This window comes from Cardiobacterium valvarum (assembly GCF_900460955.1).
In the GTDB taxonomy this organism is placed as follows: Bacteria; Pseudomonadota; Gammaproteobacteria; order Cardiobacteriales; family Cardiobacteriaceae; genus Cardiobacterium; species Cardiobacterium valvarum.
Genome location: NZ_UFUW01000001.1, coordinates 1,365,100 through 1,381,811, shown reverse-complemented (window position 1 = coordinate 1,381,811; position 16,712 = coordinate 1,365,100). Strand labels below are relative to the sequence as shown.

Genomic DNA, 16,712 nt, shown 5'->3' with positions numbered 1-16,712 from the left:
GCCTTCGTTCTTGGTTATTGATGTGGCGACTGTTTAGTAGCCCCCGGTGCGTCCGGCATCGCCGCGCCGCCTCATATCGGTAATGCCTCCTGTGTTGCCCCGCGACGTCGCCGCTGCTTGCGCACGGGTACCACTCCCGTCTCTACCGTCAGCGGCTGCAAGCGTTGCTGCCACTGTTCCAGTTTCGACCGCGTGATGACCCGGGGATCGGCAGCCGATCCGGCGAGCACAATGCGGCGGACGATGTCTAGGCAAAATTCTTCCGTCTCGGCAAAGTTCAGGCCGGCGAGCTGCGCCGCGATGGCTTCTGCCGTGTCGCCGAAACCCACTTCGCAGCGGTCGCTGATCACCCGGATGAAATGTGCCAGCTGCGCTTCTGTCGGCAGCGGCAGTTCGAGGCGCAATTGAAAACGCCGCCATACGGCACGGTCGAGCATTTCCGGATGGTTACTGGCGGCGACGATGACGACGTAGTCCGGCATGGCATCCAGTTGCAGCAGCAGGGTGCTGACAATGCGTTTGATCTCGCCGACTTCGCGGCTGTCGCCGCGTTCCTTGCCCAGCGTTTCAAACTCGTCCAAAAAGAGGACGCAGCGTCGGGTACGCGCGTAGTCAAGTACGCTTTTCAAGCGTCCCGAAGTCTCGCCGAGATAGCTGCCCATCAGCGACTCATAGCGGATGGTGATAAGCGGATAGGCGAGCTCGCCGGCCAAGGCCTCCGCGAGGGAAGTCTTGCCATTGCCCGGCGGCCCGGCCAGGAGGACACGATGTCGGGCACAGAGGTTATGCGCGTGCAGCAGCTCGACCCGTTGCTGCTCTTCCACCAGTTCGCGGATTTGCGCGCTGATGTAGGGCGCAAGGACCAGGCTGTCGAGTCGGCGTGCGGGTTGGGTCTCGTAATAGAGCGCTTTCTGCGACGCAGCGCCGCCTTGCCCGGAGAAAGGCGATGGGGACGTTCGGGGCGGCGTATGCGGCGCTTGTAGGGCTTTCTGCAAGCGCTCGGCCAAGATGCGGTGTCCCCTCTGTTCTTCATCGGCAATCAGTCGCTCTACTGACTGCCGGATGGCAGGCTGGTTTCCGCCCATTGCATGACGGACAAGTTCCACCAGCACATCCGCTTGCATCTTGTACTCCCCGTCGCTGTGGTTGCTTACTTATTCATCCACGCCGCAATCGGCATCGGCAGATGCGCCTTCCTCTTCGTCAGCCGGCATCAGCCCGGCCAGTTGTGCTGCCCACACTTGCGCACGAAATGCGCGGACAGAAAGGAAGCGCAGGAAAGCCTGCCTTTGTTCCGGCGTGTAATTGTTGAGGCGCTGCCGGAACTCTTTCATCCATATCTCGGCCTCGTCACGGGGCACGACGGGCTTTTGCTGATCGTCAATGACGGAGGTCTGCGCTGCGGTTTCAGGGTTTTCAATTTGCATGGTTTTCTCCCGGTTTGGGTTTAGGAACAAGAAAGACCGCTCTCTGCTGCAAGACTTTGCAGCAAGGGCAATGGCCGCTGTACGGTGCGATCTTCGTGCAGCGGCGCAAAGGCAGGATCGATCTCGATCGCCAGCCATTCGCGTTCGAGGCGGTTGGCGACATCAATGACGGTGCCGGAACCGGAAAAGGGATCAAGGACGATATCGCCCGGGCGGCTGCCGGCGAGGATGCAGGGTTCGACCAGGGTAGTCGGCATCGCCGCCACGTGCGCATGCCCAGTCGGACGGGTGGCGAGCGACCACACGTCACGCTTGTTGCGCTCCGGCTTGACGGCGGTCGGCAGCCGGTCGGCACGGTGTTGCGGTGCCACACCGCGCCCGGGCAGTACCACCTGTGCCCGTTTGCCCTCTGCCCGGGCAAAGTCGTTGCGGCGACTGTCTTTGCTCTGTGGATAGGTCAGTGAGGGTTCTTGAATCGCGCGGTGATCAAAGTAATAGCGCGGTTGTTTGGCGAGCAAGAAGAGATACTCGTGCGCCCCGACGCAGCGGTCGGTGACCGGCTCGGGCAGGGGGTTGGTCTTGTGCCAGATGATGTCCTGGCGCAGATACCAGCCGTCATCCTGCAAGGCCAGGGCGAGCCGCCACGGGATACCGAGCAGGTTCTTGGCGCGCAGGTCGCCGCCACGCGCGGCATAGCTGTCGCCAAGGTTGAGCCACAGGGTGCCGTCATCGGCCAGCACCTCACGCACCAGGCGGAATACCCCGACCAGGGCATCCAGGTAGTCCGCCATGCAGCTCTCACAGCCGATCTGCCCCGGCATGCCGTAGTCGCGCAAGCGATAATACGGCGGCGAGGTAATGCAGGTCTGCACACGCAGTCCGTCGGCTGCCAGTTGCGGCAGTACGCTACGGCAATCCCCGATGATGAGGCGGCTATCGAACATGGCGGTGTCTCCACTCAGTTTGTGTCATCCCCTAGCCTTGCCGGCTCTTGGAGGACGTTTATGCGGCTTTTGCCTTTGCACACCGTCCCGATCACATAGCGGTGAGAGATGCCGTTCTCTTGTGTTTCAATATATTTGTGACCATGGGTATCCGTGTTCCAATCTGTCGGCAGGGCATCCAGGGCGGTGGCGAGACCGTCTATATCGCCAGCCGTGATGTTGACCCTCTCAGACGCCACCCCTTCCGGAAAATTTGCCAGCTGTGCCGGTCGTACTTCTCCAGTGGGTATGGGAGTGCCTGGCTGGGCAAATATGTGCCGGCCAAGGCGACGTAGTACGGCAAGCATTTTCATACGACACCGCCCGGGCGCGGAAAATGGTCCGGGAAGGTGACCCGGGCGAAGAAGGGCTGCAGGTCGTCACGGCTCAGGACGCTTTTGCTGCGGATGAGCGTTGCAAGTTCGCGCAATACCGTTTCGTTTTGGTTTACGAAACTCGTGACGATGCCCATTTGCTGCCCATGCAGGATATCAACGATAGTATCAATTTGTTCGGCCCACATTGCTTCGACGGCGTTTCGCGGGTTGGGGAAGTAAGTCTGGCGGTAGTAAAAGGCGAGATAATCGCGGATGGCGACCTGCCAACGGGCATTATCGTCGGCGGCCTGGCGGACCAGAGGACGGCTGAGGCTGTCGCGAAGGCGGATATCGGCCGCACCTCCGGCCAGCAGACACAGGAGCAGCCAATCTTCCAGCTCACGCAACCGGCGCAGACTGTCCATGCCGGCTGCCATTGCGTCAAGGAAATCCCAATCCACCGGGCTGTACATACGGGTATCGATCCGGGCCGGCACCCGGGGTAACGCCGCGCAGCACAAGACTTGGCCGGCCAGGTAGGCGGCCATCTGCTGCTGCTCGAAGGGGCGCGGTGCAGTATGGGTAGCCCGGAGTTCCGTTTTCAGCTGTTTGAGGCGTGCCGCCACAGGGTCATCCTCTGGCACCATCTCTTCCAGACGGATGCGCAATGCGTCTTGCCGCCGGAACAGCAGCAGCATCACGGCAGAGAGCACGAGCAGGATAAATATTCCGCTGGCCAGACCGGCTGCCGCCATTCTCTCCGGATATTCGCGCGCCGCCTGCAAGACGACCGGGCCGACGGCCTGCAAGAGGACGATAGCGGAGAAAAGGAACAGGATGATGTCCAGTATCCAGTACAAGCCGGAGCGCGCCACGGTGCAGTCAAAACTCCGCGCAGCGGCCGACGGTTGCTTCCGTACGCCAAAGGACAGCAGCATGCGCAGCAGGGTCACGAGGACAGAACCGCTCAACAGCAAGCCGGTCAGCACGGTCAGGGTGTTTGCCATCACCTGCAGCAACGGATCCGTGAGCGTCCCGGCACGCAGCACCCAGTAACCGGTAATGCCGATAGCCACAGCACGCCAGCCCAGCCGCCACGGTGTGCTCTGCCACAGCTCGCGGAGGGCGGTGGTGGCAGCCGAAAGACCGGTGTACAGTTTGTGCCCTGCGCCGCGCAGGGTGGAAAAGTGACCAATAACAATCATGCGGTTCCCTCCCGGTTGATGACATAGACCACGCACCCTCGTATTGTCAGCTGCCGCTCGCGCGGTTCCTGCATCAGGGCCAGCTGACCGTCGCCGATGAGGGTACCGCTGACGCTGTCGGTTGCATTGAGACGGATGTCGCCGGAACCTGAGAGCGACACCCTGGCCTCTGCCACCGGGCAATCGCCGAGATGGATGCTGCCACTGCCGCTCAGGGAGATGTCGGCGCTTTTCGCCCGGCCACACACACGGATATCACCGCTGCCGAAGAGCTGCGCATGGAGCTGCTGCAGTTCCGACTCTGTTTTACCCCGCCCGAAACCGTGCAATCCTAGCAGTACGTCGCCGCTTCCGCAGACTTTCAGTTTGGCTGTTGCCGTGTCCGCTTCGTCATGACGGATATTGCCGCTGCCGGCAACGCAATAGTCTATTGCTTGCCCGGCAAAGCCCTGTACATGCAGGCTGCCGGCTTTGACTATAATCTTTGGCAACTGTGGTGTGCGGATGGTACAGCTTCTTGGCCGTATGACCATCCCTGTGCCATCGTCCATCACCCGGCCATTGATGATACTGACCGACTGTCCGGTCTTACTCACCACTCGCCCGTCAATCATCACCTGTCCGTTGCTGCTGACGCTTACCGAGTGTCCCTCAGGAACATCGGAAAGCTTAAGGTGTCTGCTTTGCGTGATTGAGCCAATAAAGCTGCCATGGATGTTGTTGATAATGTTGCCGCCGACTACGACTGTACCCTCCCTGTTACCACCGACATGCAACGTGTCAACGTCGTGCCAACAGAGGGAAGATGCATCGCCGTCATCACTGCTGATGCAGCTTTCGGGACTTTCGATGAGTTGCACCTGCACCCTGCCATCGATGACGAGACAGGTAAAAGGTGCCAATGTTGCTGTCTTGGCGGTGGTGGGGGTTGGCTCTGCCGTCCGACGGCTGAAGCGGTCAAATAATCCCATGGGGTTCTTCCTCGTTATAGGGTTGGGTAAATGGTGGTTTGTGTTGCGTCAATCCGCGCTATCGGTGGCTGCTCTGACGATGACGGCACTATCCACCGGGAAAGCGTGATGCTGGCGGCCGTCCCTGTCATCCGGCAGCAGCGGCATCAGCGGCAGCAGTTTTTCGACCAGATTGCAAAACCCGGAGAAGTCACAGCCGAACCGTTTTTCCAGCGCGCCGTCTAAATCCCATCCCATTTCAGCGTTGCGGTCATTGCGCTCTTCCCACATGTTAACAGCGGAGGCTTGGTCAAAACCGATCACTCTCCATGCAAGGATTTCCAGATCATCAAGGGTTAGGGTCATGGTTGTTCCTCCGTTTCAGATGTAAAGGTAAATGCCGGGTCGGCAACAACCAGCAGGGCATGCAGGTAATCACCAAATTTGTGCGAAAACTGCCCGGCATTGCAGCGCATGTAGAGCGCATCGCCGTTGAGCTCCACCCCAAAAACGGCCAGCCTCGCCGCCAGTGACTGTCGCCAGCTCCCGGCATCCGTCGGCAGTTGACCGCCGGCCTGCAGGTCGCAGACAAGGGCACCGTCATCACTGAGCTGATAGGTCTCGCCCTCATGGCGGAAAAAGTATTGCAACTGGTCGCCGTGCCGGTCACAAAAAGGCAGGGTAGCCCGTACCCAGCCGTTGGACGCTGCCTCGTAACGGGTCTCTGTCGCTATCTGTCGCCAAACAGCCGCCTTGAGGACACCGATGGCGTCCGCCCGGCTTTCTTGTCCTGCGCCCGGTGCGGCCAGCGGCAGCATGCGGTAAGTCCACACTTCGCCGTTGGCGTCGCAGTCTTCTTCCCAGGCATCATGCGCTTGGGTGTAGGCGGAGGCGTCGGCGTAATCCGCCGGCTGCGGTTCGGTTTGCAGCAGCACGCGCTGCGGTGAGTGGGTGACGACACCCACGGCGATTTGCGCGACGGCCGCCTCGTCCCAATCACCATCGACGCAACAGGAGCGGAGGATGGCGGCAGCGGCCCGTTGTTGCAGCGCTTCGCTGCGGTAGTAAAGCGTTGTCTTATCCAGCGGGTTATGGACAAAGTAGCGGTATTCGCTATCCGGGGCAGTTTGGCTTTCTGCCGCGATGTTTTCCATTTCTTCCCTCTCGGCCGGGGTAAGGTTGCGTGGTCCGATCATGGTCATTTCCATGGGTTCACCTCAGTTTCGTGTGTCGGGGTTGATATCGTCATAGGCAAAAGGTTCATTCGGTTGCAGTAGGTCATCCATGGGCGGTATCTCGTCAGGTACAGCATCTACAGCATCAGACTGCTCACCCGGATTTTCGGAAGAATCCTGTTTTTCGCCCCATGGCGGTGGAAAACGTTCACCACCGGCATTGGCGACAAACTGGATATTGTGGGCGATGATTTCGGTGCGGAAATGCTTCATCCCGTCTCCATCGATCCATTGCCTGGTTTGCATGGGTCCTTCAACGTACAGTTTTGTGCGTTTTTGACAGTGGTCACGGATAACTTCGGCGAACCGACCGAAGGCCACAATCTGATGCCAATCGGTGCGTTCGACTGTTTCGTCGTTCTCGTTCTGCCACGTTTCGGTGGTGGCAATGGATATGTGTGCCCGCAAACCGCCATTGACGGTGGTGGTAATATGAGGATCCTTGCCCAGATAACCCAAAACGGTTGCCCGATTTATGCCGCGTGTGGTCATTTATCTTTCCCCTATTCTTCTGCTTCTACTTCGCTTTCTGCCCATCCCCGAGCCTCTTCCAGCACTGCTGCATAGGTTTCCGCGTAAAAGTACCCAATTTGGTTACAACCCCAAGAATCCTTCATCGGTCGTGCCGCCTCCAACAAATAGCCACAGGTACCGGTCTCAAGCAATATCTCACTGACTTGTTGATAAGCATCACTATCCATCATGCCGACCTCCGCAATCAGTTGTGAGACCTGTTCATAAAATTCGCGCACATAAGGCAACCGGTGTTCGGCCAGGTCATTAGGGATGTGGTAGACAATGCAGTTACAAAAATCCTCCATGATCTCTTCATTACAAGAAGCAGCCAATGTCGCAAGATGGATAATTCGGTTTACCCTGCAATTACCGTGTTCGGCAATTTGCTGTGCCAGTGCTATGTTATTTTCTCTATCAGTTTTCATCTCCCTTTCTCTCTTCTAGCATCAAGATCTGAAAGATCAGATTTTCTCTATTGTTGATATTCTTTTGTCTGTTACCTGATCTGCTTTATTAGTATTATTAGCTTCTTTCTTCTGCTTATTTTTTTCATGGAACGATTCCAAGATTCGCGGTAAAAAAGCAACAGATAAAATTACCGGGATAAAGAGGATAGTTAAGCCTTTCGTGATACTCAATAAAAGATCCGGTGAATAGTCACCTAGAAATATAGAAATGACAAGCAGTATTCCGCAAAGGGCGGTTGTTGCAAGAAAAGAGGGATCATTCATATTTATTTCCTAATTTTTTTGAAATGGGCAACTCTACATTCAGGGTATTTTTTATTGGCTAACGCGATTAAGCGGATTAAGTACCGATTCGAGCGGCGCATCCACCTGCTGCATGGGAATGCCTTGCAGCCAGGGTCGATGCAGAACACGCAGGACGCGGGCATTGATGTAGGCCATCTGCGGCGTAAGGATGGTTTTGACGATGTACTTGCGCCGCTCGTCATCCCGTTCGGCCACCAGTACAGTGTCGGGGGTATCGGTCCTGGTGATGCACAGCGGCATGAGCAGCTGCACCTGATTGTTGTACCAATGCGGGGTAGCCAGCATGCAGTCCCGGCGCAGCCGGGATTGCAGCATGCTCACGGCACCGTCCAGGGCACTCAGGGCCAGGATCAGGTTGTCTTGCAGAATGAGCGGCAAGCGCTCGCGGTTATCTTCCAGAATGTGGCGCTTGTCGATCTCGAATTCGTAGCGGTCATCAAAGACCAAACTGCTGGGGTCGTCGATGTAGGTGGCAATATCCGGCAACGGCTCGAATTCACGTAATTTGTCAGAATGGGCGGGATAGAAGCCATGCCATACCCAATCGGTGCGGTTCAAGGCAACCGCCATATCACTCCAGTAGAAGGTGGCATAAATGTCGTTCCCCTCTTTGGTCTGCAAGCCGGTGTTGAAACAGGATCTACGTTTGTCGGGGCTATAATTGATTTTGTCTTGTGCCTGAACGCGCAAAAACGTGTGGTTCAGGTAGTTGGTCAGAATGGGATAGTCACGGCTTTTATGGGTATCACCGCCACCGAAGCCCCAAGGCTCCGGTGCGGCCAATTCCGCCAAATGCGCGAAAGGCGCCTGCCAGGTCTCGCCCTCGTGGCTTTTCCAGTGAAAATGGGCAAAGACCTCCGCCTTGTTTTGGTCCGGGAAGCGGGTAAATAAACTCGTATAGGTTCGCATGGGAATATAAGTAATGTTGAAAAGAAATATTTATCTTGTTTTGGATTGCTATGGTCGTGATAGGTTTTAAGGGCTATGTATTCTCTGTCAATATTCGCGCTTTACCTCCAGCTGATGAACTTTACCTCCCCAATCTCTTTTCACAGCGATATAGTAAGTAAGTTCATGACTATGGTGCTTACTTGAATTTAAATTTTCTGAGCAAGCGGTTCATTATCTGCCTTCTCTTCCTTCTCTTCAGCCATGCCCGTATCCTTCCTTTATATAAACAGCATAATAGATAAACGCACATGCTTAAAATTAACGATGCACTGCCAAGAAAAATAACTATCCTAACGTCCTTGGCCAAGTCAGGATCCATTGGTAGAAGACTGAGGAGTATTCCAGTGAATAGTCCCAAAAGCAAGATTGAAATGAGATCAGACATTTTTTGCCTCCCTATTTCTCGTGTATTTTACCCTATCTTCTAAAGCCCATATTTTGATTATGAGTAGTTTAGCCATAGTGCCCGAATGGCAGATATCAGAAATAATCCTACACTGCCATACTCGCACAGATACAGTATTTTTATTCCTGCTTGGCTGCCATTATCCCCTTTATTTCTTTCGTTCCTGATTTCTTTGCTACAGATAATGAACATAACTATCGTGAATATGAAAGCAATAGCCATTAATAGCAATCCCGGGTAAGCAATCTGCAACGTGGAAAGCGCTGCACCTATGGTAGGTGCAAACCAGTACGCCAGGATAAATAATATTAGGCAAACAATAATATCCATCCCGATTCCCCTTAGTCTACCAACACCTGGATATTTTTCTGATTCGCAGCCTGCTCACGCAACTTGCGCAAAACAAAGGTTTCGAATTGTTCAGCGTAAAGTCTCTCTATTTTGTCTTCGGCACGCCAGTTATCAATGCGCATTTTGGCCCGTTTGATAGCCAGTGCTCGTGATCCGCCACGACCAAGTTCGATAAACTCCTCTACCTCCTCTTTGCCGGTCTGTGCCGTGTGTGCGTAGAAACCGCAGATCACCTGGTAGCACCTGCAGTTTTCTTTTTCGTGTTCGTGCTGCTCTCCGCAACAATATTCACGTCGGCATTGCAGGTGATACGTTTCCCGGAATTGTTGCCAGTTGCCAATCTGGGGCACGATATCCTTGTATATGCGATTTTCCAGCCAGTCATCCCAAGTCATATAAGCTAGAAACAATAGCATACTTATGGAAAAGAGAATTATTAGTCCATAGACTAAAACAGGGTCATTTTTATCAAAATGTTCCGCCCCCAAGAAGAAGGCAAGAAACATAATTAGAAAGACAGCGACTATAAACGTCGTATGCCATATCGTGGATTTATTCTCTTTTTCACGTTTGGCTATTGCCTCCGGCAATAATCCCAAAGGCACGTCCAAGGCATGACTATTCATCACCTTGTTATACTTTGTGCTGTTTCTATCAATTTTCATGATATTTTCCTCGTCTGTTGCTATTAATCTTATTCTGTTGCCGCGAAACGGGGCTCACCGTGCGCGTCCGGCTCGGTGTGTTTGCACTTGGGATAGTTTTTGCACCCCCAGAACACCCCTTTGCTGCCTGAGCGCTGCACCAGTTCGCCCCCGCAATCCGGACAGCGGTATCCACCCCCGCTAAATGCCGTACTGCTCCCTCTACGGTTATTGGCTGTTTTGGTGCCTGTCCCAGGTTTGCCGGACGGCTTGCCTGTTGCAGGTTTGCTCGACGCTTGCCCTGAAGCAGGTTTATCACCCCATACCCCCGGTTTGCCGTCGTTATCCGGGGCAGTGTGTTTGCATGCGGGGTAGGCGTTGCAACCCCACCAGTAAGTTCCTGGTTTCTTGCCGGCGCGCCGTTGCAGGTAGCCCTTACCGCAGGCTGGACAAGGATGATCGTGGCTTTGCTCCGGGCGCTGTCCGGGCTTGCCCTTGTTGTCCGGAAAAGTCGCCTTGCAGGGATTCCCCTCACGGTTGTAGTTGCTGCATCCCCAGAAGAAGCCGGCTTTGCTCTTGAGGCGGCGCAATACGCCATCACCACAGTCAGGGCAGGGATAGGTGGCGCTGTCCTCCGTCCCGGCACCGGCGAAGCGCGGCAGATCGACCTGCGTGAACTGCGCCAGCTGACCGTCCAGGGCCTGGTCATAGTGGGCGACCACCTGCTGATAGTCAGCCTTCCCGGCGGCGATGGCATCCAGCTCGTCTTCCATCCCCTTGGTGTAACCGACCTCCATGAAGTCGAAGCGGTTGCGCAGGCCATTGACGATGGCCTCGCCGAGTGCAGACGGGACGAAGAAACGGTTGACCGTCTCGACATAGCCTTTGCCGGTCAAGGTGCCGATGATGGCTGCGTAGGTCGCCGGGCGGCCGATGCCTTCGGCTTCCAGTTTTTTCACCAATCCGGCTTCACTGAAGCGGCCCGGTGGCTTGGTCTCAAGCTCAAGGACACGGCCATCCTGTGGGGTATGGTGGTCACCGACACGCAGCAGCGGCAACAAGCCGGAGGCATCCTCTTCACCCTCGATTTTTTTCTCGCCGGTTTCGTCACCGCCCTGGGCAAGGCGCATCCAGCCGGCAAAGATCATCTCCTGGCCGCGCGCGGTGAAGGTGACTTGCTGTTGTCCCGGTACGCCGTCCGCCGGGACGGCCACGGCATCAAGGGCGGCGACCGGCGCTGTGGTGACGAGCGTAGCGCTGCGCACCTTGAATTGGGCGGCCTTCATTTGTGAAGCGACGGCTCGCCGCCAGATGAGCTGGTAGAGCTGGATCTGCATGGCATTGACGCCACGTTCTGCGCAGTCTGCGCCTTTGTAAAGGCTGAAATCGGTGGGACGGATGGCTTCGTGCGCCTCTTGTGCGCCGTCTTTGGCTTTCCAGGTATTGGGTTTCTCGGGAATGTAGGCGTCCTGGCCGCGCTGCCGCAGCAGCGCCCACACGGCCTGTATTCCGTCATCAGAGAGGTTGGGGTTGTCGGTGCGGTGGTAAGTAATCAACCCTGCTTCGAAGAGGGCCTGCGCCGCCTGCATGGTGGCATTGACGCCCAGGTGCAGCTGCACCGAGGCGGCCTGTTGCAGGGTCGAGGTGGTAAAGGGCGGCGGCGGTTTGCGCGCCTGGGTCTTTTCGGCGAAGTCGGTCACGACCACCCCTTGCCGTGCCGCTGCCAGCACTGCCTCGGCAATGGCGCGGTCGGTGACCAGTGGGGTTTCGTCGGCATTGTCCGCCGGGGATAGATGGGCATCCTTGCCCGGTCGGACGGTGAGCGGGGGTGTCCAACGGGCGCTCCATTGCCCGTTATCCGGGCTGCCGTTGCTAGAGGCAAACGACAACAGCACCCCGAAATGCTTCACTTTCTGGAAATTGCGGATGGTCTCTTCGCGCTCAACAACGAGACGCAAAGCGACGGACTGTACCCGTCCGGCGGAAAGACCATGCTGGCCGAGTTTGTTGCCGAGCGCCGGCGAGACCTTGTAGCCGTAGAGACGGTCAAGCACACGCCGCCCCTGTTGGGCGAGAAAGAGGCAGCGGTCAATTTGCCGTGGCGCGGCGATGGCCTTGTGGATGGCGGTTTTGCTGATCTCGTTGAAGGTGACCCGCTTGTAGACGTGCTCCTTGCCTAACACCTGCGCCAGATGCCAGGCGATCGCCTCGCCTTCGCGATCGGGGTCGGTTGCCAGCCACACTTCGGTGGCTGACTGTGCCAGCTTGCGCAGCCGGGCGATGACTGCACCGCCACGATCGGTATTCACGTACTGCGGCCAGTAGTCCGGACCGGCAACGCCCATTTCATTCTGAGGCAGGTCTCGCACATGGCCGGCAGAGGCAGCGACCTGCCAGCCGTCACCAAGGTGATGCTCGATGTGCTTGACCTTATTCGGGGATTCCACGATCAATAGACGGGTCATGACAGTTTTTCTTGCCCTTCTGTATGATTGGTTCGCATCTGTCGCCACAGCCGTTTATACAGATAATACTGCCGCATGGTCAGGAGTATTTCTCCCACTGCGACCAAGAGATAAATAGCACTTAATACATAACAAATACGGCGCAACAGGGTGATATCACCGCCGACGGCTATGCCCTGTTTCGTTTGGTGGACGGCAACATTGACCTGATGTAGGCCATCATGACACTGCCAGGTAGTCAGTGGCACAGCATTGCCTATGGTTTCCTCAGACACAAACTTACAATGCTGTTGCTCTACATAGGCTTGCCACTGCCGTTCTTGTTTGCCCAAAAAGTTGTCGCCATGTACGACATACAGCAGGGGACCAATCACCACTGGTACACACAGGATGATTATGATCGAGGCACGAAGGTAGCGTTTGATATCGGGCGGTTCTTCTGATAGCGGCGAATCCATCATTAAGCGGTGGCGAATCGGCTTAAGGATGGCAGGCACTATCAACAGATTGAGGATGAGGCTTGCAATACCGGCAATTATGACTGAAACAGGCAATAAGGTATTCATCATGAATCTTCACAGGTGAATGGTTCTGTCGGCAACGGTATTGACAGCGACAACAGCGATTCCTCTTCAGTGCCCTGATAATCCGGCTGCATCCGCCTCTGGTGGGTTTTCAGGACGAAAACCAGCCACTTGAGTTGCGCGAAATGCTGCTGGAGATCGAGTAGGTCCTCTTCCTTCTGCTGCTCAATGCGCAGGTATGCAGCGGCCCGCTTGTTAAAATCATCGGAGAGTTCGGATAAATCCCCCCATTCATTCTTGATAGACTGTGTTAGCTCTTGGGGAAACACGTGCTCGGGATCTTCTTCCATCTTCCGCAAAAACTGTTCAAATGGCTCGTCATCCAGTAGATCGGGCAGGGAAGCATCGATGGCGTTTTTGAGATGTTCTTTCCGTTGCCCCAACGCTTTGGTGGTGCCTTGCAGCTGCAAGCGTTCTTCCCGGCAAATTGCCAGGGTCTGTTTTTCATAGCTTATATTGGCCGCTACCTCACGTAGGCTCTCACCGGCAAGGGCCAGTAATCTTTCTTGCGCTTCCGCTGATAGCGCATCAATACGCGCCACCGTCAGGGTAAGCACTTCTTCGGGCCGGAACGTCGGATCGACGGTAGAGAGCAGATCGTGCAGATATTCGCCGGCCATCGGCATGCGGTAGATTTTGGGAGATTCGGATGTTTGGGTCATGGTGATTTCCTTCGGTTTAAAGGTGTTGACGTGTGGAAGCGCTGATGGACTTTATGGATGCTCGGTATTGTTTTTGCGAAAAACTTTAATCAATTGCTCTATGACAATAATCGCGACATATAGCAATGCAATCAAGAAGCAAAGAACCGTGACAAGATTGAAAAACGGACGGGAATGATCAATATTCTTGCCAACCAATACACCGTTATCGGTGGCATGGGTTGCAATATTGACTTTATGTTCGCCATTATCGCAACGCCATGTGCTCAGAGGTAATCCGGCTTCCGTTTGCGTCGCTTCGACAAACTCGCAATGATGCTGCTGGATATAGTGTTGCCAATCTTTCTCCTCCCTACTCAGGTTACTGCCTCCCGTGGTAATAACACCTGCGAAGGCCAAGATGACCAGGGCATAGGCTGAAGAAAGAAGTATGGGCTTTATATAACCCCCAAGATGGGCATTCCCCTCTTGTCGAATCAAACGTAATACTGATATACAGCACTTAATAATAAAACCAATAGAAATAATAGCTAAAATAATGACAACGATAGATAGTAAGTTATGCATGGTTTTACTCCTTGCCCCATAATAGCTGCATAACCTGTTGCCGACGTTTTACAAGAATCATATCTCCACAAACCGCGCTAATAGAAATCCCAATATAGAGACAAAGCATAAAAACACTTTCCCCATCTAACGGATTTTGCCAAACTCGTGCCACTATCACCGGAACGGCTTCCCACAACAGAACTACCACACCAATATTATGGAATATTATGAGAAAAGGCAAAATAACATAACGAAGATTGAAATAAAGAAATTTCCCTATTACCGATTCTAAATACTGTTCTTTCTTTTTTACGACAACTTTATCAAAATTATCAAGCAGGAATGTATAGCAATTAATATATGCTGTAACCACCAGAAATATCATTACTAAAGATAATGTATAAATACCGCAAAATTTTAATATTTCAATAACAGTAGCCGTAACCATATGTTCCTCTCTCATTATTTGTATTCCGGATGTTGAGACGGCATGCTTGAATGACCTGCTCCAAGAATTCAGCCAGCAATGCTTCCTCAGCATAAAACGCGGTATCATCATCCTGACCCATCCAGTTCAGGGCGGATGCCTCCCCTTCATAGACACAGCGCCCATAGCGGTAACCAACAAGTACCAGCGTCTCGCCATAGGGTCCCCGGAGATAGGTCTCATAACGGCAGCCCGGGCATTGCGGCAAGGGATGCCAAACAGCCTGCGGATAACGGATAACCGGGGTTGCCCTTTTGCGGCGGTAGGGGTGATGGGTTTTCATATTACTTGGGATTTATTGCTTAAATTCTTCCTTAAATCTGGCAAAGATTTCGGGCTCATTTGAGCGCCACATATCATAGGTTTCTTTTATGGCACATATTTCCATCCCTATTAACCCCAGCAACAATATTAACATTACCTGTACATAGCCTATTGCAGCTACAAAAAACAGCATGGAGGCTCCTCGCTGTTCGTACATCCAAATAACGGGAAGAATCAGCATTACAAAATTTGTAAACATAACAAAAAATACTGTCCCTATAAAAATCAAAAAAGCCGCAATTCTCTCTGATTTTTTCATTTGATTTCTCCCATCTCGATGGCTAGCGATATCGTTTTTATTACTTTATTCCGGTATCGCCGGCGTGACATAGATCGGCCCAATCGGCACGGTGACAATCGGAATACCATGTCGGAACAGGTCGCAGTCATGCGAAGTCCACAATGTCCACGCATAGCGTGAGTGCTTTTCAATGTCTGCGCCGGTATTGGCGATGTTACGGTGACAGATCGTTTGTACGGGGTGCATCTTCGACCAGGCAGCACCGTTCATGATGTATTTCGGGATACGGTAGATGCGGTTCAGTGGCTTCTTGCTTTCGGCAAGCAGGCTACGTCCGCGTTCGGCGACGACTGCGCCGTGTTTGCTGGTATCTGGCTGATCCAGCGCCCCTTCGCGTGGATAGACGTGCCCCCAGCGCGGGGTAAGGAACTTCACCAGTTCGGGCGGCAAGTTGAAGAGCACCTTGCCATAATCCTCTTCGGATGACGGGGCAATCTTGTCGCGGGAGAGTGGGTTCATGATCGTCAGCGACTTATCGGGGTCGGCTACCGGATAGCCAAGCCGCCAGGCATAGGCATCAAGGCCGGATAGGTAATAGGGTTCGAACGGTGTAGCATTAACCGGACAGAAAGGCGAATCGCCGACTTTGCCATTGATGCTCGACAGCGCCGCGTCAATTTGCTGCATCAGCTGTTTGATGCTTTGCACGACAGGGCTGTTAGCCATCATCATCATCACCTGGGTGTAACCGAGGTTTTGCGAGAATATCGGCAACCAGTTGGTATTGCCATTCGCCCAGCTCGACAGCCAGTTCTTCACGGTGTCTGTCGGGACCTGTGGGCCGCTGTTCCCGTTCCCCGAGCTCTGACCGCCGACCGAGGGTGTCCGTCCGCCGCGATTACCTCCGCTTTTGTTACCGGACTGTTTTTCGTCACTCGGGTTGCTGCGCTTGGTATTCTGGTTGCTGTTGTCCGCCGGCTGCGGCAGGTTAATGCCCTTGAAGGTAAAAGCATCGATGAACATCGCCACCGGGTTGCCGACGATGGTGGATTCCGTGAATTGCACGGCCTGATGCTTTCCCCATCCTTTGTCGAGATAGCGTCCGCCACCGATTTCGGTCTGCGGCAGCCCGAACAGGGTGCTGAGGATCTTGGCAAAAAGCACATTGCTCACCTGTTTATACGCCTCGCCGAAGAGCGCGTTGTACTCGACCCACGGCATGGCGTTAAGTTCAGCATGGCTCATTGCCAGCAAATCCGGTGAGTAGTGCTCGACGTGGGGCGTCCAGAAATAGTAGACAAACCACGGGGTGATGATGACGCGTAGCGTAATCCCGGTGATCTTGTACTCCAGACACATCGGCAACTGTTCCAGGGTCGCTTCTGCGAGCTCCATGGACGTAAATCCGGGTGACATCGGTTCCAGGTTCGCCACATCCTCGGCTGTGACGATGGTAGGGGTTTGGTCGGTCGCATTCCCGGCTGGACTGGTGCCGGAAGTGCTACTCTGAGCCAGGGCGGGTGCCATCCCCCCTACCACACTAAGAACAGCGGCCAGTATGGCGGCAGAAAGGGTCTTGCGTCCGCCGGTCATATGCCGGCTGCGTTTCTTTGCATTACAGTACTTCATGCGCATCCTCCTC

At 54.6% G+C, this 16,712-nt stretch carries 21 protein-coding genes; all 21 read right to left on the bottom strand.

Annotated elements, in window-relative coordinates:
* Positions 1 to 71: 71 nt before the first annotated feature.
* Positions 72 to 1,124, bottom strand: a complete 1,053-nt coding sequence (locus DY250_RS06710) for an AAA family ATPase (RefSeq protein WP_115611624.1) — start codon at positions 1,122 to 1,124, stop codon at positions 72 to 74.
* 30 nt (positions 1,125 to 1,154) lie between these two features.
* The gene (locus DY250_RS06705; RefSeq protein WP_115611623.1) at positions 1,155 to 1,427 is read right to left on the bottom strand and encodes a hypothetical protein; all 273 of its coding nucleotides are present in this window, start codon (positions 1,425 to 1,427) and stop codon (positions 1,155 to 1,157) included.
* Between the two features lie 20 nt (positions 1,428 to 1,447).
* Entirely contained in the window at positions 1,448 to 2,371 is a 924-nt protein-coding gene (locus DY250_RS06700) for a DNA-methyltransferase (RefSeq protein ID WP_115611622.1), read from the bottom strand.
* Positions 2,372 to 2,385: 14 nt separating this feature from the next.
* Positions 2,386 to 2,724 carry a hypothetical protein gene (locus tag DY250_RS06695; protein WP_115611621.1) on the bottom strand — a complete coding sequence of 113 codons (339 nt, stop codon included), beginning with the start codon at positions 2,722 to 2,724 and terminating at the stop codon, positions 2,386 to 2,388.
* The gene (locus tag DY250_RS06690; RefSeq protein WP_115611620.1) at positions 2,721 to 3,932 is read right to left on the bottom strand and encodes a hypothetical protein; all 1,212 of its coding nucleotides are present in this window, start codon (positions 3,930 to 3,932) and stop codon (positions 2,721 to 2,723) included. Before DY250_RS06690 ends, DY250_RS06695 begins: the two co-directional genes overlap by 4 nt.
* Positions 3,929 to 4,903, bottom strand: a complete 975-nt coding sequence (locus DY250_RS06685; RefSeq protein ID WP_115611619.1) for a GIN domain-containing protein — start codon at positions 4,901 to 4,903, stop codon at positions 3,929 to 3,931. The genes DY250_RS06690 and DY250_RS06685 overlap by 4 nt, the downstream gene beginning before the upstream one ends.
* Positions 4,904 to 4,951: 48 nt before the next feature.
* Positions 4,952 to 5,248 carry a hypothetical protein gene (locus DY250_RS06680; RefSeq protein ID WP_115611618.1) on the bottom strand — a complete coding sequence of 99 codons (297 nt, stop codon included), beginning with the start codon at positions 5,246 to 5,248 and terminating at the stop codon, positions 4,952 to 4,954.
* Positions 5,245 to 6,090, bottom strand: coding sequence for a DUF1828 domain-containing protein (locus tag DY250_RS06675; RefSeq protein WP_115611617.1), 846 nt, complete (start codon positions 6,088 to 6,090; stop codon positions 5,245 to 5,247). Before DY250_RS06675 ends, DY250_RS06680 begins: the two co-directional genes overlap by 4 nt.
* A gap of 9 nt (positions 6,091 to 6,099) precedes the next feature.
* Positions 6,100 to 6,609: a single-stranded DNA-binding protein gene (locus tag DY250_RS06670; RefSeq protein ID WP_115611616.1), complete on the bottom strand. Its 510-nt coding sequence runs from the start codon at positions 6,607 to 6,609 to the stop codon at positions 6,100 to 6,102.
* Between the two features lie 11 nt (positions 6,610 to 6,620).
* A complete protein-coding gene (locus tag DY250_RS06665; protein WP_115611615.1) occupies positions 6,621 to 7,058 on the bottom strand; it encodes a hypothetical protein in 438 nt (145 codons plus the stop codon).
* A gap of 36 nt (positions 7,059 to 7,094) precedes the next feature.
* Entirely contained in the window at positions 7,095 to 7,364 is a 270-nt protein-coding gene (locus tag DY250_RS06660; RefSeq protein WP_115611614.1) for a hypothetical protein, read from the bottom strand.
* A gap of 51 nt (positions 7,365 to 7,415) precedes the next feature.
* A complete protein-coding gene (locus DY250_RS06655) occupies positions 7,416 to 8,315 on the bottom strand; it encodes a DUF3825 domain-containing protein (protein ID WP_115611613.1) in 900 nt (299 codons plus the stop codon).
* A 789-nt stretch (positions 8,316 to 9,104) separates the two neighbouring features.
* A complete protein-coding gene (locus DY250_RS06645) occupies positions 9,105 to 9,779 on the bottom strand; it encodes a hypothetical protein (RefSeq protein WP_115611611.1) in 675 nt (224 codons plus the stop codon).
* Between the two features lie 29 nt (positions 9,780 to 9,808).
* On the bottom strand, positions 9,809 to 12,223 hold the full coding sequence (topA, locus tag DY250_RS06640; RefSeq protein ID WP_115611610.1) for a type I DNA topoisomerase: 2,415 nt from the start codon (positions 12,221 to 12,223) through the stop codon (positions 9,809 to 9,811).
* The gene (locus tag DY250_RS06635; protein WP_147293475.1) at positions 12,220 to 12,792 is read right to left on the bottom strand and encodes a hypothetical protein; all 573 of its coding nucleotides are present in this window, start codon (positions 12,790 to 12,792) and stop codon (positions 12,220 to 12,222) included. Before DY250_RS06635 ends, topA begins: the two co-directional genes overlap by 4 nt.
* The gene (locus DY250_RS06630; protein WP_115611608.1) at positions 12,789 to 13,469 is read right to left on the bottom strand and encodes a hypothetical protein; all 681 of its coding nucleotides are present in this window, start codon (positions 13,467 to 13,469) and stop codon (positions 12,789 to 12,791) included. Before DY250_RS06630 ends, DY250_RS06635 begins: the two co-directional genes overlap by 4 nt.
* Before the next feature lie 51 nt (positions 13,470 to 13,520).
* Positions 13,521 to 14,036 (bottom strand): hypothetical protein, encoded by a 516-nt coding sequence (locus tag DY250_RS06625; protein WP_115611607.1) that lies wholly within the window; start codon positions 14,034 to 14,036, stop codon positions 13,521 to 13,523.
* A gap of 4 nt (positions 14,037 to 14,040) precedes the next feature.
* Positions 14,041 to 14,481, bottom strand: coding sequence for a hypothetical protein (locus DY250_RS06620; RefSeq protein ID WP_115611606.1), 441 nt, complete (start codon positions 14,479 to 14,481; stop codon positions 14,041 to 14,043).
* Positions 14,444 to 14,788, bottom strand: a complete 345-nt coding sequence (locus DY250_RS13695; RefSeq protein ID WP_147293474.1) for a hypothetical protein — start codon at positions 14,786 to 14,788, stop codon at positions 14,444 to 14,446. The genes DY250_RS06620 and DY250_RS13695 overlap by 38 nt, the downstream gene beginning before the upstream one ends.
* Before the next feature lie 12 nt (positions 14,789 to 14,800).
* Positions 14,801 to 15,088: a hypothetical protein gene (locus DY250_RS06615; protein WP_115611605.1), complete on the bottom strand. Its 288-nt coding sequence runs from the start codon at positions 15,086 to 15,088 to the stop codon at positions 14,801 to 14,803.
* Positions 15,089 to 15,133: 45 nt separating this feature from the next.
* A complete protein-coding gene (locus tag DY250_RS06610; protein WP_172542252.1) occupies positions 15,134 to 16,699 on the bottom strand; it encodes a TraU family protein in 1,566 nt (521 codons plus the stop codon).
* Between the last annotated feature and the right edge of the window lie 13 nt (positions 16,700 to 16,712).

Coding starts and splice junctions, on each gene's coding strand:
- DY250_RS06710 (WP_115611624.1), bottom strand. CDS start 1,124: ATGCAAGCGGATGTGCTGGTGGAACTTGTCCGTCATGCAATGGGCGGA.
- DY250_RS06705 (WP_115611623.1), bottom strand. CDS start 1,427: ATGCAAATTGAAAACCCTGAAACCGCAGCGCAGACCTCCGTCATTGAC.
- DY250_RS06700 (WP_115611622.1), bottom strand. CDS start 2,371: ATGTTCGATAGCCGCCTCATCATCGGGGATTGCCGTAGCGTACTGCCG.
- DY250_RS06695 (WP_115611621.1), bottom strand. CDS start 2,724: ATGAAAATGCTTGCCGTACTACGTCGCCTTGGCCGGCACATATTTGCC.
- DY250_RS06690 (WP_115611620.1), bottom strand. CDS start 3,932: ATGATTGTTATTGGTCACTTTTCCACCCTGCGCGGCGCAGGGCACAAA.
- DY250_RS06685 (WP_115611619.1), bottom strand. CDS start 4,903: ATGGGATTATTTGACCGCTTCAGCCGTCGGACGGCAGAGCCAACCCCC.
- DY250_RS06680 (WP_115611618.1), bottom strand. CDS start 5,248: ATGACCCTAACCCTTGATGATCTGGAAATCCTTGCATGGAGAGTGATC.
- DY250_RS06675 (WP_115611617.1), bottom strand. CDS start 6,090: ATGGAAATGACCATGATCGGACCACGCAACCTTACCCCGGCCGAGAGG.
- DY250_RS06670 (WP_115611616.1), bottom strand. CDS start 6,609: ATGACCACACGCGGCATAAATCGGGCAACCGTTTTGGGTTATCTGGGC.
- DY250_RS06665 (WP_115611615.1), bottom strand. CDS start 7,058: ATGAAAACTGATAGAGAAAATAACATAGCACTGGCACAGCAAATTGCC.
- DY250_RS06660 (WP_115611614.1), bottom strand. CDS start 7,364: ATGAATGATCCCTCTTTTCTTGCAACAACCGCCCTTTGCGGAATACTG.
- DY250_RS06655 (WP_115611613.1), bottom strand. CDS start 8,315: ATGCGAACCTATACGAGTTTATTTACCCGCTTCCCGGACCAAAACAAG.
- DY250_RS06645 (WP_115611611.1), bottom strand. CDS start 9,779: ATGAAAATTGATAGAAACAGCACAAAGTATAACAAGGTGATGAATAGT.
- topA (WP_115611610.1), bottom strand. CDS start 12,223: ATGACCCGTCTATTGATCGTGGAATCCCCGAATAAGGTCAAGCACATC.
- DY250_RS06635 (WP_147293475.1), bottom strand. CDS start 12,792: ATGATGAATACCTTATTGCCTGTTTCAGTCATAATTGCCGGTATTGCA.
- DY250_RS06630 (WP_115611608.1), bottom strand. CDS start 13,469: ATGACCCAAACATCCGAATCTCCCAAAATCTACCGCATGCCGATGGCC.
- DY250_RS06625 (WP_115611607.1), bottom strand. CDS start 14,036: ATGCATAACTTACTATCTATCGTTGTCATTATTTTAGCTATTATTTCT.
- DY250_RS06620 (WP_115611606.1), bottom strand. CDS start 14,481: ATGAGAGAGGAACATATGGTTACGGCTACTGTTATTGAAATATTAAAA.
- DY250_RS13695 (WP_147293474.1), bottom strand. CDS start 14,788: ATGAAAACCCATCACCCCTACCGCCGCAAAAGGGCAACCCCGGTTATC.
- DY250_RS06615 (WP_115611605.1), bottom strand. CDS start 15,088: ATGAAAAAATCAGAGAGAATTGCGGCTTTTTTGATTTTTATAGGGACA.
- DY250_RS06610 (WP_172542252.1), bottom strand. CDS start 16,699: ATGAAGTACTGTAATGCAAAGAAACGCAGCCGGCATATGACCGGCGGA.